Consider the following 16,513-nt stretch of genomic DNA (forward strand, 5'->3'; position numbering starts at 1 on the left):
TATGCAACCGCCGGCTACCACCGGGACGTCTGGGCGTGGGAGGCTGCCCACCCCCGCCCGGCCGACCCAGGGACCCGCGATGAACCACAGTCTCGACCAGCTCTGGCAGCAGGCGGTCGGCACCCAGCCCGACCCGCCGCACTGGCTGGTGCTGGCCTGTGGCGGCGCCGCGCTGCTCGCGGTGCTGCCGCACCCGGTGTGGCGGTTGAGCCGCAACGTGGTGACCCTGGCGCACGAGGGCGGGCACGCGCTGGCCGCGCTGGTCACCGGGCGCCGGCTGGCCGGGGTACGGCTGCACTCGGACACCTCGGGGCTGACCGTCTCGGCCGGCCGGCCGACCGGGCCCGGCATGATCCTCACCGCGGCGGCCGGGTACACCGCGCCCCCGCTGCTCGGCCTGGGCGGCGCCGCCCTGTTGGCCGCCGGTCGGATCACCGCGCTGCTGTGGATAGCCGTGCTGCTGCTGGCCGGGATGCTGGTGATGATCCGCAACGCGTTCGGGGTGCTCTCGGTGGTGGTCACCGGCGCGGCCTTCTTCACCGTCTCCTGGTTCGGCGACCCGCAGTTGCAGGCCGGCTTCGCCTTCCTCGGCGTCTGGTTCCTGCTGCTGGCCGGGGTGCGCCCGGTGCTGGAGCTGCAGCGCAAGCGGCGCCGCGGCGGGGCCCGGGACTCGGACGCCGACCAGCTGGCCCGGCTCACCGGGGCCCCGGCGCTGGTGTGGGTCGCGCTGTTCACCGTGGTCGCCCTGGTCTGCCTGGGGGTCGGCGGCGGCTGGCTGCTCACCGGCTAGCGCGCCGCCGGGACGGGGCGAACGCACTCGCGGCGCCGTCGTCCACCCCTCGGCCGGTGGGCCGGTTCCCGGGCCGCCGCACCTAGACTGACCGCATGACCGACACCCTGTGGCCCGCACCGGTTGCGACCGGCGCCGTCGACGCGACTGTCACCGTCCCCGGTTCCAAGTCCGTCACCAACCGCGCGCTGATCCTGGCCGCGCTGGCCGGCGAGCCCAGTTGGGTGCGCCGTCCGCTGCGCAGCCGTGACTCCCAGCTGATGGCGGACGGCCTGCGGGCCCTGGGCGTGGGCATCGAGGAGCAGGTCAACAACTCGGCCGGCGGCACCGGCGGCGGCGAGGCCTGGCGGATCATCCCGGCCCCGCGGCTCAGCGGGCCGGCCCGGATCGACGTCGGCAACGCCGGCACCGTGATGCGCTTCCTGCCGCCGCTGGCCGTGCTGGCCGACGGCGCGGTGCACTTCGACGGCGACCCGCGCAGCCACGAGCGCCCGCAGCACGGCGTGATCGACTCGCTGCGCGCGCTCGGCGCCCGGATCGAGGACGGCGGCCGCGGCGGCTTCCCGCTGACCGTGCACGGCACCGGCGCGCTGGACGGCGGCGTGGTCGAGCTGGACGCCTCGGCCTCCTCGCAGTTCGTCAGCGCGCTGCTGCTCTCCGGCGCCCGCTACAACCAGGGCGTCGAGGTCCGCAACACCGGCGGCCCGGTCCCCTCGCTGCCGCACATCCGGATGACGGTGGACATGCTGCGCCTGGCCGGCGTCCAGGTGGACGCGCCGGAGGACGGCGGCGAGCCGGACGTCTGGCGGGTCACCCCGGGCGCGCTGCTCGGCCGCGACCTGGTGGTCGAGCCGGACCTGTCCAACGCCGCGCCGTTCTTCGGCGCCGCGCTGGTGACGGCCGGTCAGGTGACGGTGCGGGACTGGCCCCGGCACACCACCCAGCCGGGCGACCAGTTGCGCGAGATCTTCGGGCAGATGGGCGGCCGGGCCGAATTCACCGACGAGGGCCTGAGCTTCACCGGCACCGGTGCCGTGCACGGCATCGAGGTCGACCTGCACGACGTGGGCGAGCTGGCCCCGGTGATCGCCGCGGTCGCCGCGCTGGCCGACTCCGAGTCCCACCTGTACGGCATCGCGCACCTGCGGATGCACGAGACCGACCGGCTGGCCGCGCTGGCCAAGGAGATCAACGAGCTGGGCGGCGACGTCAGCGAGACCGCCGACGGCCTGCGGATCCGACCGCGCCCGCTGCACGGCGGCGTGTTCCACACCTACGAGGACCACCGGCTGGCCACCGCCGCCGCGGTGCTCGGCCTGGTGGTGCCCGGCGTCGAGGTGGAGAACATCGCCACCACCGCCAAGACGCTGCCCGACTTCCCCGAGATGTGGACCGATCTGCTCGGCCGGGCGGCCGGCTGAGCAGGGAGGACCAGCACCATGCGCCGTTACGGCAAGGACGCCGACGAGGACGACATCCGCAACCGCCCGGCCCGCGGGGGCTCCCGGCCCCGGACCCGGACCCGGCCCAAGCACGAGGACGCCGCCGGGGCGATGGTGCTGACCGTCGACCGGGGCCGGGTGACCTGCCTGGTCGAGGCCGGCACCAAGCGCGAGCGCGAGGTGGTCGCGATGAAGGCCCGCGAGCTCGGCCGCAAGGGCGTGGTGGTGGGCGACACCGTCAACCTGGTCGGCGACCTGTCCGGCGAGCCGGACACGCTGGCCCGGATCGTGCGGGTCGAGGAGCGCAGCTCGGTGCTGCGCCGCACCGCGGACGACGACGACCCGTACGAGCGGATCGTGGTGGCCAACGCCGACCAGCTGGCCATCGTCATCGCGCTGGCCGACCCGGAGCCGCGCCCGCGGCTGATCGACCGCTGCCTGGTGGCCGCCTACGACGCCGGCATGGAGCCGCTGCTGGTGCTCACCAAGTCCGACCTGTCCCCGGCCGAGCCGCTGCTGGAGTCCTACGCCCCGCTCGGCATCCAGTACGTGGTGACCCGGCGGGACGTGCTGGCCACGGACGGGGCGGAGGCGGTGCGCGAGCACCTGCGCGGGCTGTCCACGGTCTTCATCGGGCACTCCGGGGTCGGCAAGACCACCCTGGTCAACGCCCTGGTGCCGGCCCACCAGCGGACCACCGGGCACGTCAACGCGGTGACCGGGCGCGGCCGGCACACCACCGTCTCGGCCCTGGCGCTGCGGCTGCCCCCGCCGCCGGGGGCCAAGCCGGGCTCGAAGAAGGCGCTGGACCCGGGCTGGGTGATCGACACGCCCGGCTTCCGGTCCTTCGGCCTGTCGCACATCGACCCGTCCCGGGTGATCCTCGCCTTCCCCGACCTGGAGCCGGGCACCGCCGACTGCCCGCGCGCCTGCAGCCACGACGAGCCGGACTGCGCGCTGGACGCCTGGGTGGCGGACGGCCACGCCGACCCGGCCCGGCTGTACTCGCTGCGCCGGCTGCTCTCCTCCCGGGACCCCCGCGAGGAGGACTGAACCGCCACCGGGTGCCGCCCACCCGCTGATTGCCGATCATAAGGAGAGCGGCGCACGGCCGACCACGACGGAGGAGGCGCAGTGGCCTGGTTCATGGTGGTCCTCGCGGGCTTGCTGGAGACCGGATTCGCCATCAACCTCAAGCTGAGCCACGGGTTCACCAAGCTGTTGCCGACCATCGCCTTCGCGCTGTTCGCGCTGAGCAGCTTCGGCCTGCTCACCCTCTCGCTCAAGCACCTGCCGGTGGGCAGCGCGTACGCGGTGTGGACGGGGATCGGCGCGGCCGGCACCGCGGTCTACGGGATGGTCTGGATGGACGAGTCCACCTCGGTGCTCAAGCTGGTCTCGATCACCCTGGTGATCGCCGGCGTGGTGGGCCTGCAGATCAGCGGGTCCGGCCACTGAACGCTGCCCGGCACCGGGGCACCCGAGCGGTACTGTTCGACCCATGGCCGACTACCACGATGACCTCCGCCTCGCCCACGTGCTCGCCGACTCGGCCGACTCGATCACCCTGGACCGGTTCCGGGCACTCGACCTGACGATCGAGACCAAGCCCGACCTGACCCCGGTCTCGGACGCCGACAAGGCCGCCGAGGAACTGGTGCGCGGGGTGCTGCAGCGGGCGCGGCCGCGGGACGCGGTGATGGGCGAGGAGTTCGGCCTGGTCGGCTCGGGCCCCCGGCGCTGGGTGATCGACCCGATCGACGGCACCAAGAACTACATCCGCGGGGTGCCGGTCTGGGCCACCCTGATCGCGCTGCTGGAGGTCGGCCCGGACGGGGTGGAGCAGCCGGTGGTCGGCATGGTCTCCGCGCCGGCCCTGCAACGGCGCTGGTGGGCGGCGCAGGGCCTGGGCGCCTACGCCGGGCGCAGCCTGGCCAAGGCGAGCCGGATCCAGGTCTCCTCGGTGGCCCGGATCGAGGACGCCTCGCTCTCCTACTCCTCGCTCTCCGGCTGGGAGGAGCGCGGCCGCCTCGACCCGTTCCTGGACCTGACCCGCGCCTGCTGGCGGACCCGGGCCTACGGCGACTTCTGGTCCTACATGATGGTGGCCGAAGGCGCCGTGGACATCGCCGCCGAACCCGAACTGAACCTGTGGGACATGGCCGCCCCGTGCATCGTGGTCCAGGAGGCCGGCGGCCGCTTCACCGGCCTGGACGGCATCGACGGCCCCAGCGGCGCGGACGCGGTCGCCTCCAACGGCCTGCTGCACGACGAGGCGCTGCGCCGGCTGAGCGTCTGACGCACCGCCGGGCGACGGACCGTCAGGCCGTCATCTCCGGGTGCATCGCGTCCAGCAGCCGGGCGGCGCGCTCGGCCACCTCGGGGGGGGCCGAGGTCGGTGGCACGGCGGCACCAGTTCTCCGCCTGCACCGGCTCGCCGCGGCGCAGCGCGAGCAGGGCCAGGCGCAGCGCGGCGCGGCCGTGGCCGGCGTCGGCGGCCCGGGTGTACCAGAGCATCGCCTCCGCCTCGCGCTCCTGACGGGCCAGCAGCAGGCCGAGGTTGAAGGCGGCGCTGCGGCTGCCGTGCTCGGCGGCCCGCCGGTACCAGCTCTCGGCGATCTCCAGCGCGCCACGCTCGGCGGCCCGCACGCCCATCCGGACCTGGGCCCGGCTGTGGCCGGCGTCGGCGGCCACCGCGAACCAGTGCTCGGCCTGCTCCGGGGCCGCCTGGCGGCGGTCCAGCAGCACGGCGAGCCGGAAGGCGCCCTCGGCCGAGCCGGCCTCGGCGGCCTGCTGGTAGCGGTCCAGCGCGGCGCCCAGGTCGCCGCGCTGCTCCTTGGCCACCGCCAGCTGCAGCGCGGCCTCGCCGTGGCCCTCGGCAGCGGCCCGCGCGTACCACTCGTGGGCCATCCGCTGCTCGCCGCGGCCGGCGTGCAGGATGCCGAGGTTGAAGGCGCCGTCCACGCTGCCGGCCTCGGCGGCCTTGGAGAACCAGGGCTCGGCGCCGGCCTCGTCGCCGCGCTGCAGCAGCACCACGGCCAGCGCGTTGCAGGCCTCCCGGTGGCCGGCGTAGGCGGCCCGGCGGTACCACTGCTCGGCCTGCGCCTCGCGGCCGGTGGAGGCGCAGAGCAGGCCCAGGTTGAAGGCGCCGTTGTGGTCGCCGGCCTCCAGCGCCGCCCGGTACCAGCGCTCGGCCTCCTTGTCCTCGCCGCGGCCCGCGTGCAGCGCGCCCAGCGCGTTGGCCGCGTTGCCGTCGCCGGCCTCGGCGGCCTCGCGCCACCACTCGGCGGCGGCGACCAGGTCGCCGGTGTCGCGCAGCAGGAAGCCCAGCGCGCAGGCGGCCCGCGGCTCGCCGTTCTGCGCGGACTGCCGGTACCAGCGGGCCGCCTCCTCGCGCAGGCGCTGTTCGCCCTTGGCGCGCTCCTCGACCAGCACGCCCAGGCGCAGCGCCGCCCTGGCGTGGCTGCGCACCGCGGCGGTGCGGTACCAGGTCTCGGCACTGTCCTTGTCGCCGGCCGCCTCGCGCATCCGGGCCAGCCGGTAGGCGGCCTCGCGGTGGCCCGCGTCGGCGGCCAGCCGGAACCAGCGCTCGGCCCGCACGTCGCGCCGGTGCTCCATCAGGTCGCCCAGGGCGTAGGCGCCCAGCGCGTGCCCCTGCTCGGCGGCGAAGTGCAGCCAGTACTCGGCCGACTCCTCGTCACCGTGGTCGCGCAGGTGCAGGCCCAGGGCGTGCGCGGCCGGCGCGCTGCCGGCCACCGCGGCCTGGCGCCACCACTGGCCGGCCTCCGAGCGGTGGCCGCGCTGGTGCAGCAGCACGCCCAGGTTGTTGGCGGCGGCGCGCAGCCCCGCGGCGGCGGCCCGCCGCAGATACGGTTCGGCCTCGTCCAGGTCTCCGCGGCGCAGCAGCAGCGCGCCCAACTGGCTGGCGGCGCCCGGGTCGCCGGTGTCGGCGGCGGCGCGGTGGCGGGTCTCCAGGGCGGCGCACTCGCGGGCGGCCAGCTCGCTCTCGAAGCTGTCGCTGTCGCCCGCGGCGACCTCCGACGCCTCGGCGGTGGTGCCCCCGGGCACGGCCGGCGGGCCGGCCGGCTGCGGGTGGCGGCCGGCGAGCGGCGGGGCCGGGACGGGCTCCAGGCTCTCCGGGCCGTAGCCCGGGCGCGGGAGCGGGCCGCCCAGGCCGCGCTGGGCGGGCACGGGTGCGGTGGTGACGTCGGTGTCCGGCTGCCTGCCGATCAGCTTCATGCCGACTCCCGCTCCCCCCGAGTGTCGTGGCATCCCGCGGGGACGCGTGACGGCTCACGGCTCGTCAACAGCCGCGCCTCGTCCCCCAACTGGTCCATCGTCGCATCACCCGAACACCCGCGTACACCTGCCCGCGCGATTTTGCCGGGCCGGACCGAAGCCGGCGGAGATTGCTTCGGCGCTTTGTCGACTTCCCGACACTTGCGCCTCACAAACCCCCCTGCCGCACGGCTTGGTGCGGATCTTGGCCCCATAGTAGCGGAGGCGGTGCCACCGCTTAGGGGTGGCACCGCCTCTTGCTGTGGCCGGGTCGGCCTACGGGGGACTCAGCTGAGGCTGAAGTCGTCCGCGTAGTACGTGCCCTGTCCGTACCAGCCGTGCACCCAGATGGTCACCGAGGTGACCGAGGCGCCGGTGGTGAACTTGGTGGACAGCTGCGACCAGCCGGAGCCGGAGGTCCAGGTCGAGGTGTCCGCGCCGGAGCCGGTCACGCCGAGGTAGGTGTAGTTGCCCTGCACCCAGCCGGCCAGCGTGTACGTGGTGTTGGGCTTGACCGTGACGGTCTGCGAGCACTGGGCGTCGTCACTGGCGCTGGCAGCGCCCGCCAGGGCGTGCGAGCCGGAGTGCGCCGGGCTGCTCACCACCGAGCCCAGGTTTCCGGTGCAGGTCCACGGGGAGAGGGCGCCGGACTCGAAGCCGCCGTTGACCACCCCGCCGCCGGACGGACCGGTCGGGGTCGGCGTGGGAGTCGGGGTCGGCGTGGGGCTGGGGGTCGGGGTCGGGGTCGGGGTGGGAGTCGGCGTGGGGCTGTGGGTCGGGGTCGGCGTCGGGGTGGGCGTGGGCGTGCCGGTCGGCGGGGCCGGGCAGTTGCTCGCCGAGCCGTTGGTGTCGGTCACCACCGCGTTGAACAGGGTGGCCGCCGGGTCCAGGTCGTAGAGCGAGAACATCATCGTCCCGCCAAGGCCGTTGCAGTGCAGGTAGTCGGCCTTGGCCTGGATCGACTGCTTGTTCTCGCCGGACCAGAAGTTGGTGCCGTCGTAGAACCAGGCGGCCTGCGCGGCCGGGTCCCAGAAGGTGTCGGCGGGGTTGTCCACCACGCCGGACAGCTCCTTGTACATCCGGGTGCCCGCCACGTTGCCGGAGTCGGGCGCGCCGGGCGCCGGCTGGGTGGCCGCCTGGAACAGGCCGTGGTTGCTGCCCGCCGCCACGCCGGTCCAGCCGCGGTAGTAGAACGGAACGCCCATGTTGAGCTTGCCCGCCGGGAAGCCGCCGGGGATGCCGTACTGGGCGTCACCGACCGTGTAGGCCTTGATCGCCTCGTCCGCCGAGTACTTGGAGGTGCCCGGGGCGATCGGGTTGGACGGGTCGGCCGGGTTGTCGTAGATCGGCGCCTGGTGGTTGGTGGGGCCGGTCGCCTCCCAACCGCCGTGCATGTCGTAGGTCATCGGGTCGGCGAAGGTCAGGTACTGGCCGATCTTGTCGGTCTCGACGGACCGGATCTTGTCCTGACCGGCCGGCAGCGCCGCCGAGAGCGAGTAGGTCTTGCCGTCCGCGGCACCCTGGGTGTTCAGCTCGGACCGGAACTCGGCCAGCAGCGCGGTGAAGTTCTGCTTGTCCGCCGTCGAGGAGTGGTTGCCGGTGTGGCCGCCGCCGCCCGGGTACTCCCAGTCGATGTCGAAGCCGTCGAAGATCCCCTTGCCGGTGCCGGGGCCGCCATAGCCGCCCTGCGAGGGCAGGTTGCCCTTGATGAACATGTCGATGCAGGAGGAGACGAACTTCTTGCGCGAGGCGTCGCTGGCCGCCGCGTCCGAGAAGTACTTGGAGTAGGTCCAACCGCCCAGGCTGAGCACCACCTTGAGGTTGGGGTACTTGGCCTTGAGCTCCTGCAGCTGGTGGAAGTTGCCGGCGATCGGCTGGTTCCAGGTGTCGGTGGAGTTGTCCACCGAGTTGCCGTTGGCGAAGGTCTTGCCGTAGTCGGCGAACGAGTCGCCGGCCCCGTCGCCCGCGTTGGGGTTGTTCTCGTCCTGCGAGGCGGCCGAGTTCGCCTCGAAGCAGGTCAGGTTGGTCGGGTCGATGTTCTCGAAGTCGTAGATCAGGGTGGTGAGTTTGCTCGCCTCACCGGTGGTGTCCACGTTCTTCAGGTAGAACGCGTTCTGGTAGACCGCCCACTGGTCGTAGTACGCCACCTTCATGCCGCCGGAGGTGGCGGCGGCTCCGGTGGTGTTGGCGGGGACCGCGGCGGGCGTGGCGGTGCCGGTGGCCTCGGCGTGGGCCATGCCGAGCGCCGACATGGCGCCGCCCAGCAGGAGTCCGGCCGCGGCGGTCACCGCCCAGGCGGATCGACTGGTTCTGCGCATGCGGGTGTCTTCTCTCTGTTGTGGGGGTGAGAGACGTCGGTCGCGGGGTGTGGGGCCCCGCTGTCCGGTCAGGGCATCGCGTGCAGGTGGCCGCCGACCGAAGTCGCGATGGAACTGCCGTTGCTGGCGTCCCAGTTGGTGGACCAGGTCATCGCACCGCCGATGCCGGGCCACTTGGTGGTGGGCTTGAAGGAGCCGCAGTTGGTACCGGCGGCCAGGCAGTCCAGGGCAGCGTCGACCACGCTGGGCGACAGGTAGCCGCCGCCCGCGGCGCTGCCCGAGGCCGGCACGCCCAGGCCCACCTGGCTCGGCGCCAGGCCGCCCTGCAGTTGGATGCAGGCCAGCGCGGTGAGGAAGTTCTCGGTGCCCTCGGAGTAGACGTTGCCGTCGCAGCCGTTCATCGAACCCGAGTTGTAGTACTGCATGTTGACGATGGTCAGGATGTCCTTGGTGGCCAGCGCCAGCTTGAAGTACTCCATGCCGGTGGACTGCATGTCGATCGTCTGCGGGGCCATGGTCAGCACGAAGCCGCTGCCCACCTTGGCCGCCAGCGAGTGCAGCGCCTGGCTCATGTAGGTCGAGTTGACCCCGTTCTCCAGGTCGATGTCGATCCCGTCGAACCCGTAGGCCTGGATCACCGAGTAGGCGCTGTTGGCGAAGTTGGCCGCGGAGGCGGCGTCGCTCACCGAGATGGTGCCGTTCTGACCGCCGACCGAGACGATCACCTTCTTGCCGGCCGCGTGCTTGGCCGCGATGTCCGCCTTGAACTGGGCGTCGGTGTAGCCGCCCAGCTTGCTCGACAGGGTGCCGTCCAGCGCGAAGGAGATCGCGCCGGGCGTGCCGGTGGCGTTGGCGAAGGCCACCGCGATGATGTCGTAGGCCGGGTTGACGTCGCTGATCCGCTGGTCGGTGGCGCCGTTGTCGAAGTCCTGCCAGTAGCCGGTGAGCCGGTGCTTGTTCGGGCCCGTGGGGGTGGGCGAGGTGGGCGGCGGCGAGGTCGGCGGCTGGGTGGTGGGCGGCACCGTGGTGGGGGGCGCGGTGGTCGGCGGCGCCGTGCTGGGCGAGGCCGGGGTGGTCTCGCCGCCGGGCCCGGTGAGCAGCAGGTCGTCGGCGGCGTAGGCGCCGGTGCCGTACCAGCCGTGCAGGTAGACGGTCACGCTGGTGGTGCTCGGGCCGGTGGTGAAGCTGGTCTTCAACTGGTTCCAGGCCGCGTTGGTGCTCCAGGTGGAGGTGTCCGTGCCGCCGGTGCCGCTGTCGCCCAGGTAGACGTAGTTGCCCTGGACCCAGGCGCTGAGCGTGTAGGCGGAGTTCGGGCGCACCGAAACCTGCTGGGTGCACTGCGCGTTGTCGCTGCCGGCCGGGACCGCCTGCAGCGCGTGGCTGCCGCTGTGCACCGGGCTGCCGACCACCGCACCGGAGTTGGCGGTGCAGCTCCACCCCTGCAGGGTGCCGCTCTCGAAGCCGGGGTTCTGCAGCAGGTTGAGCGCGTCGGCACTGGCGTCACCGCCCGCGGCGAGCAGCAGGCTGCTGCCGGCGATCACGGCCAGCGCGGCCGTCGAGGCCAGCGCCGCACGGGCGCCCGGGCGCCGGTGGCGCCGCTCGGGTCTGGAGTGGGTCACTCTGGTCGCACGTTGCACGTTCTGCTCCTTGGATCGTCGCCGGGCGGCGAGTGGGGGCGATGGGGAGCCGTGGGGGGAGCGCGCTGCGCCGTCGGCCCGCACTGCTCCGCTCGTGCCGACGGCGGACTCAGAGTGGACTAGACCAAATACCCGGTCAAGAGGACCGGGACAGCCGCACGGCCCGACCCGCGGCAGTCGGCACCCGGGACTTGACGGCCCCTCACCCCGTATCGCATCGCGGCCGGTCAGCCGCCGGGCGGCCCGAGTCGCGGACGCCGCGCGGTCATCCGGATTCCATCCGCGCTCCATCCGCCGCCCGCCCGAACGAGGCGGTCAGCGCAGGGATCCGGTAACGGCCCGCGGGGGTGGGCACCGCCAGTCCGTACTCGGCCAGCAGCTCCAGCAACTCCTCCGGGGAGCACGATACTTCGTCGGCTCCACCGGGATGCGCGGCGGCCAGCCGAGCCAACAGGGCCAGCGCCGCCGCCCCGCCCGGCGCCCGGGCCAGCCGGCGGCGCGCGGAGTCCAGCGCGGCGGCCACACCACCGCCGGCCGGGCTGAGTTCGGCCAGCCGCGCGGCCGGATCGGTCAACCGGGCGGCCAGCGCGGCCGGCCCCCGGCCCGGATGGGCGGCCAACCGGGCCGCGGCCGCCCGCAGCGCCAGTGGCAGCCCCTCACAGGCGGCCAGCACCGCCGCCTGGTCCGCCGCCACCACCGGGAGCCCGGCCAACCCGGCCTCGGCCAGCAGCCGCCGCCACAGCCGCTCCGCCTCCAGCGGCGCCAGCTGGTCCAGCGGCACTGCCCGCACCCCGGGCAGCGCGGCCAGCCGCCCGCGGGCGGTGACCAGCACCGCGCAGCTCGGCGAGCCCGGCAGCAGCGGCGCCAGCTGCGCCTCGCCGGCGGCGTCGTCCAGCACCAGCAGCAGCCGGCGCCCCGCGCTGACCGAGCGGAACAGCGCCGCCCGCCGCTCCGGCTCCCCCGGCTGCTCGGCCGGCGCCACCCCGAGGTCGGCGAGAAAGCGGCCGAGCACCTCACCGGGCGGCACCGGCTGCTGGTCAGCGCCGTGCAGTGCGGCGAACAGCTGCCCGTCCGGGTACTGCGCCCGCAGCCGGTGCGCCGCGTGCACGGCCAGCGCGGTCTTGCCGGTGCCGGGCGGGCCGCTGACCACCGCCACCGGCACCGCGCCGGCCCGCCGGCCCCCGCCGAGCTGGCGCACCAGTACCCGCAGCTGGGCCGAGCGTCCGGTGAAGTCCGCCAGGTCGCTGGGCAGTTGGGCGGGCACGCAGAGCGGCCGCAGGGCCGGCCCCGGCGGCCCCGCGGGCGCCGCCAGCTCCGGGTCGGCGCGCAGGATCCGGGCCTGCAGCGCGGTCACCTCCCGCCCGGGCTCCAGCCCCTGATCGCTGATCAGCTGCCGGCGCAGCCGCCCGTAGGCGGCCAGCGCCTCGGCCGGCCGCCCGGCCCGGTGCAACGCCAGCATCAGCAGCGCGCAGAGCCGTTCGCGCTGCGGCTGGGCGGCCAGCAGCAACCGCAGTTCGGGCACCGCCTCGTGGTGCCGGCCCAGCCGCAGCGCCAGCTCCCAGTACTCCTCCTGGGCGGCCAGCCGCAGCTCGGCCAGCCGGGCCCGGTGCAGCGCGGCGAACGGCCCCGGCAGCCCGTCCAGCCCAGCCCCGCGCCAGAGCCCCAGCGCCTCCTGGAGGGTTTGCGCCGCCCGGGCCGGCTCGCCCGCCGCCTGCTCGGCCCTGGCTCGGGCCCGGGCCGCCTCGAAGGCGTGCAGGTCCAGCTCGCCGGGGGCCAGCCGGTAGGCGGTGCCGCGGGTGGCCAGCACCCCGCCCAGGCTGCGCGGCGGCCGGTCCGGGTCGAGCACCCGGCGCAGCCGGGCCACGTAGGTGGCCACCAGGGCGGGCGCGTTGACCCCGGCCCGGCTGCCCCAGACCCCCTGCACGATCTGCTCCCGGGGCACCGGCTCGCCGCCGGCCAGCAGCAGCACCGCCAGCACCGCGCGCTGCATCACGGGCCCGGCCGCCAGCAGTTGCGTGCCCCGGCGCACCCGCAGCGGCCCGAGCAGCTCGTACCGCAGGCCGGCCGCGCCCCCCGGTTCCATCGCCGCGCCCCCTCTCCCCCGCACCCGCGAGGTGGACCACACGGTGGACTAGACCATAGGCCACGTCAACACGGCCGGGGGAAAAACTTGTCGGGTCGTCGACAATCGCCGTTCGCACGGTCAGCGGACCGCGTCCGGAAAACACCGAAGGCCCGGAGGAATCCTCCGGGCCTTCGGTCATCGTAGCGGGGACAGGATTTGAACCTGCGACCTCTGGGTTATGAGCCCAGCGAGCTACCGAGCTGCTCCACCCCGCGTCGTTGTGGTTGAACCATAGCACGTGAGGGGACGGCCCTGCGCACACCACCGAATCGACGGTGCGCGCAGGGCCGCGCCTCAGGACTTGTGCTCGGCCGCCACCGCGGCGTTGATCGCGTCCTGCAGCGCCTTCTGGGCGTTGCCGTAGGCCGTCCAGTCACCCGCCTTGAGCGCGTTCTGGCTGTCGCCGTAGGCCTTCTGGATGTCGTCCAGCGCTTTCTGCAGCGCCGGGTCGGTGGTGGCCCCGCCGCTCGGCGGCGTGGTGGTCCCGCCGCCGGCGGGCGGGGTCGTGGTGCCCCCGCCGCTGGGCACCGTCCCGGTGGCCCCGGGCGCCGAGCCGAGCACACTGGTCAGCGCCTGCCCCAGGGTGTTCTCGAAGGCCACCTTGTCGTTGCCGTAGACCGCCAGCACCTTCTGCAGCACCGGGTAGTTGGCCCCGCGCCCCTTGACGTACACCGGCTCCACGTTGAGGAACCCGCCGCCGACCGGCAGCGTGAGCAGGTTGCCGTACTCCACGTCGGCGTCGCTGCCGTTCTTCAGCAGGGTCAGCTGCGGGGCCACCGCCTGGTTGGAGTTGAACTGCGACTGGACCAGTTTGGGGCCGAGCGTCTTGCTGTCGCTGGGCACCTTGAGGATCCGGATCTTCCCGTAGTCCGGGCCCGGATCGGCGTCCACCGCCATGAAGGCCGCCAGGTTGTCCCGGGTGGCCGGCACGAAGGTGCTGGTCAGCGAGAAGGTGCTGGCCGCCTGGTCCGGCATCCGCAGTGTCAGGTAGTACGGCGGCTGCGCCTGGCCCCGGTCGTTGGTCGGGTCGACCGGGACCTGCCAGATGTCCGTCCCGTTGAAGAAGGAGTTCGGGTCGGTCATGTGGTACATCCCCAGCAGGTCGCGCTGCACCTTGAACAGGTCCTGCGGGTAGCGCAGGTGCGGCAGCAGCGCGGCCGGGATCGAGCTGCGCGGCTCGACCGTGCCGGGGAAGGCCTTCATCCAGGTCTTCAGCACCGGGTCCTGGTCGTCCCACTGGTACAGCGTCACCTCGCCGGTGTACGCGTCCACCGTGGCCTTGACCGAGTTGCGGATGTAGTTGACCTGGTTCGACGCGGTCAGCACGCCGCCGCGCTGGCTGGTCAGCGAGTCCTTGGTGACGTCGCCCAGCGGGGTCTTGGAGGAGAACGGGTAGCCGTCCGAGGTGGTATAGCCGTCCAGCACCCAGGTGATCCGGCCGTTCTGCACCACCGGGTAGGCGTCGCCGTCGATCGCCAGCCAGGGCGCGACCTTCTCCACCCGCTCCTTGGGGGTGCGGTCGTAGAGCACCCGGGCGCCGTTGCCGATCGCGCCGGAGTAGAGGATCTGCGGCTCGCTGAACTTGACCGCGTAAGCCGCCCTGGTGATCGGGTTGGCCAGCGAGACGCCGCTGCCGCCCTGGTACTGGTAGGTCTTGTCGCCGCCGTCCGCGGTGTAGTCGATCTCCTGGTTGGTGCCGCCGACGATCGAGTAGGTGCCGGTGTTCTCGCCGTAGTAGATCCGCTGCTCGTAGTCGCCCAGGGTGCCGGTGGCGGGCAGGCCGGACTCGGTGAAGACCGGCTGGCCCTTGTCGTTGACCTGGTTGCCCTTGGCCGAGACTGCCCCGTACCCGTGGGTGTACTTGAAGTGGTCGTTGATCCAGTTGCGCTGCTGCACCCCGGAGAGGTCCAGCTCGCGCAGGCCGATCACGGTGTCCTGCACGCCCTGCGGGGTGTTGTACCGGTCCACGTCCAGGGTGTTCGGGAAGCCGTAGTACGAGCGCTGCTGCTCGACCTGCTCGAAGGTGGGCGAGACGATGTTCGGGTCCAGCAGCCGGATGTCCGCGATGGTCTGCGCGTCCGGGCCCAGCGCCGCCGCGTCGGTCGAGCCGTTCGGGCTGTACTGCTGGGTCTGGCTGTCCGCGATCCCGTAGGCCTGCCTGGTCGCGTCGATGTTCTTCTTCAGGTACGGCGCCTCCTTGGCCTGCTCGTTCGGCTTGACCTGGAACTGCTGCACGATCGCCGGGTAGAGCCCGCCGATCAGCACCGCCGACAGCGCCATCAGGCCGAAGCCGATCAGCGCCGGGGCCCAGGTGCGCCGCACCGGGGTGAGGAAGAAGAGCACCGCGCAGATCAGCGCCACGCAGAACAGGATGGTCTTGGCCGGCAGGTAGGCGTTGGCGTCCACGAAGCGCAGCCCGGTGTAGCCGTCAACGCCCTTGTAGGCGCCGGTCTTCACCGCCAGCGCGTACCGGTCCAGCCAGTACGCCACCGCCTTCAGCAGCACGAACACGCCCAGCAGCACCGCCAGGTGGCCCTGCGCCCCGACGCTGGCCCGCCGCCCGGGACCCTGCAGCCGCAGCCCCCCGTACAGGTAGTGCACCAGCAGCGCGGCGATCAGCGAGACCACCACCGTGCTGAACGCGAAGCCCAGCAGGAACTCGTACCAGGGCAGGTCGAAGGCGTAGAAGGCGACGTCCCGGTGGAACTGGCTGTCCTTCACGCCGAACTGGGTGGCGTTGGTCCACAGCAGCCACAGCCGCCACTGGCCGGCCGCCGCGGCGCCCGCGACCAGGCCGACCAGCAGCGAGACGCCGATCAGCAGCCACTTGCGGAACGGCGCGATGCCCATCCGGTACCGGTCCAGGCTCTGCTGCTCCACCGACATCGCCGACAGCGGCGGCCGCAGCCGGTGGGCCAGCCAGATGTTCGCGCCGGTGAACAGCGCCATCAGCAGCCCGAACACGGCGAACAGGCCCAGCTTGGTCCACAGCTGGGTGCGGAACACCCCGGAGTAGTGCACCGACCTGAACCAGAGCCAGTCCGTCCAGAACCCGGAGAAGAGCACGAAGGCCAGGAAGAGCAGCGCCAGTACGCCCAGGGTCAGCAGCAGCACCCGGGCACGGCGGGAGGGCGGTCCGACCCTCGGACGGTACGCCGGACCTTCACGGTCGGGCATCTGGAAGACCAAGGCGGCACCTCTGCGGGAGTGGGGCGGACGGCGCACGGCGCCGGCGGACCGGCGGCCCACCAGAGCAACTTAACCGCCCGTCCGCCTGGTTCCCACCCACCCCCGCGCACTGCGGCCCCGCCCGCGACCCGGGGCGCCCCCGACATGTGAGGATGGGGCCATGTCCGAAGCCCCTGACACCGCCGCCCAGGCCGCCGGCCTGCCGCCGGCCGCCAGCCCCCTCACCCGCGCCGCCCTGGAGATCGACGAGTACTCCGCCGGTCTCGGCTGGGACCAGCCCGCCCGCCTGTTCGCCCTGGTCGACAGCGCCCGGCTGCGCCGCACCGACCCCAAGGTGGCCAGGCAGTTGGGGCTGGAGGCCGCGCCGGAGGGCGAGCTGACCCCGGTCCTGCAGGACGAACTGCCCGACGGCATGGCGCTGGACGAGTTCCTCGGCACCATCGCCTGGCCGGACGCGGTCACCGGCTGCGCGCTGGTGGTGGAGCGGCTGATGCTCCCGCCGGGTGCCGAGAAGAGCCGGCCGGCCAACGCCAGCGAGGCGCAGATCGCCGAGTGGGTGGCCAACCACCCCAGCCGCCAGGAGGTCCGGATTACCGCCGCGGTGCTGCGCGACGGGAAGAAGGAGACGGCGCTGCGGCTGCGGGAGAAGGACCTGGCCCGCGAGGTGCTGACCGGTCCCGAGCTGGTCCCGGGGCTGACCAAGGCGCTGCTGGCGACGTTCTCCTGAGCCTGAC

The 16,513-nt window shown here is 73.5% G+C and carries 10 protein-coding genes, 1 tRNA gene and 1 pseudogene; 6 read left to right on the forward strand and 6 right to left on the reverse strand.

Translation table 11 applies throughout. From position 1 onward, the window contains the following. Nucleotides 1–79: 79 nt before the first annotated feature. The 5 genes from C7C46_RS30600 to hisN all read left to right on the forward strand — a co-directional run bounded on the left by C7C46_RS30600 (nt 80) and on the right by hisN (nt 4,531). Nucleotides 80–790 carry a M50 family metallopeptidase gene (locus tag C7C46_RS30600; protein WP_110673185.1) on the forward strand — a complete coding sequence of 237 codons (711 nt, stop codon included), beginning with the start codon at nt 80–82 and terminating at the stop codon, nt 788–790. Between the two features lie 95 nt (nt 791–885). After that, nucleotides 886–2,211 (forward strand): 3-phosphoshikimate 1-carboxyvinyltransferase, encoded by a 1,326-nt coding sequence (gene aroA / locus C7C46_RS30605; protein WP_110673186.1) that lies wholly within the window; start codon nt 886–888, stop codon nt 2,209–2,211. Between the two features lie 18 nt (nt 2,212–2,229). After that, entirely contained in the window at nt 2,230–3,285 is a 1,056-nt protein-coding gene (gene rsgA, locus C7C46_RS30610; protein WP_110673187.1) for a ribosome small subunit-dependent GTPase A, read from the forward strand. An 81-nt stretch (nt 3,286–3,366) separates the two neighbouring features. Next, nucleotides 3,367–3,690: a DMT family transporter gene (locus C7C46_RS30615; RefSeq protein WP_110673188.1), complete on the forward strand. Its 324-nt coding sequence runs from the start codon at nt 3,367–3,369 to the stop codon at nt 3,688–3,690. Nucleotides 3,691–3,733: 43 nt separating this feature from the next. After that, complete coding sequence (gene hisN, locus C7C46_RS30620; RefSeq protein ID WP_110673189.1) at nt 3,734–4,531, forward strand: histidinol-phosphatase; 798 nt, start codon at nt 3,734–3,736, stop codon at nt 4,529–4,531. A gap of 22 nt (nt 4,532–4,553) precedes the next feature. Here the strand turns inward: hisN and C7C46_RS30625 are convergent. The 6 genes and pseudogenes from C7C46_RS30625 to C7C46_RS30650 form a co-directional block, all read right to left on the reverse strand. Beyond that, nucleotides 4,554–6,504: pseudogene (locus C7C46_RS30625) on the reverse strand (tetratricopeptide repeat protein). A gap of 293 nt (nt 6,505–6,797) precedes the next feature. Further along, nucleotides 6,798–8,828, reverse strand: a complete 2,031-nt coding sequence (locus C7C46_RS30630; protein WP_110673190.1) for a glycosyl hydrolase family 18 protein — start codon at nt 8,826–8,828, stop codon at nt 6,798–6,800. Between the two features lie 68 nt (nt 8,829–8,896). Beyond that, nucleotides 8,897–10,465: a chitinase gene (locus C7C46_RS30635; RefSeq protein WP_425470147.1), complete on the reverse strand. Its 1,569-nt coding sequence runs from the start codon at nt 10,463–10,465 to the stop codon at nt 8,897–8,899. Between the two features lie 265 nt (nt 10,466–10,730). Continuing rightward, nucleotides 10,731–12,548, reverse strand: a complete 1,818-nt coding sequence (locus C7C46_RS30640) for an AfsR/SARP family transcriptional regulator (protein WP_110673192.1) — start codon at nt 12,546–12,548, stop codon at nt 10,731–10,733. A gap of 183 nt (nt 12,549–12,731) precedes the next feature. Further along, nucleotides 12,732–12,805 (reverse strand) — tRNA-Met (locus C7C46_RS30645). A 79-nt stretch (nt 12,806–12,884) separates the two neighbouring features. Further along, on the reverse strand, nt 12,885–15,767 hold the full coding sequence (locus tag C7C46_RS30650; protein WP_110673228.1) for a UPF0182 family membrane protein: 2,883 nt from the start codon (nt 15,765–15,767) through the stop codon (nt 12,885–12,887). Nucleotides 15,768–15,939: 172 nt separating this feature from the next. On the opposite strand from C7C46_RS30650, the gene C7C46_RS30655 reads away from it, so the two are divergent. Further along, a complete protein-coding gene (locus tag C7C46_RS30655; protein WP_110673193.1) occupies nt 15,940–16,506 on the forward strand; it encodes a PPA1309 family protein in 567 nt (188 codons plus the stop codon). Nucleotides 16,507–16,513: the final 7 nt, after the last annotated feature.

The organism is Streptomyces tateyamensis (assembly GCF_003205575.1).
Classification (GTDB): Bacteria; Actinomycetota; Actinomycetes; order Streptomycetales; family Streptomycetaceae; genus Kitasatospora; species Kitasatospora tateyamensis.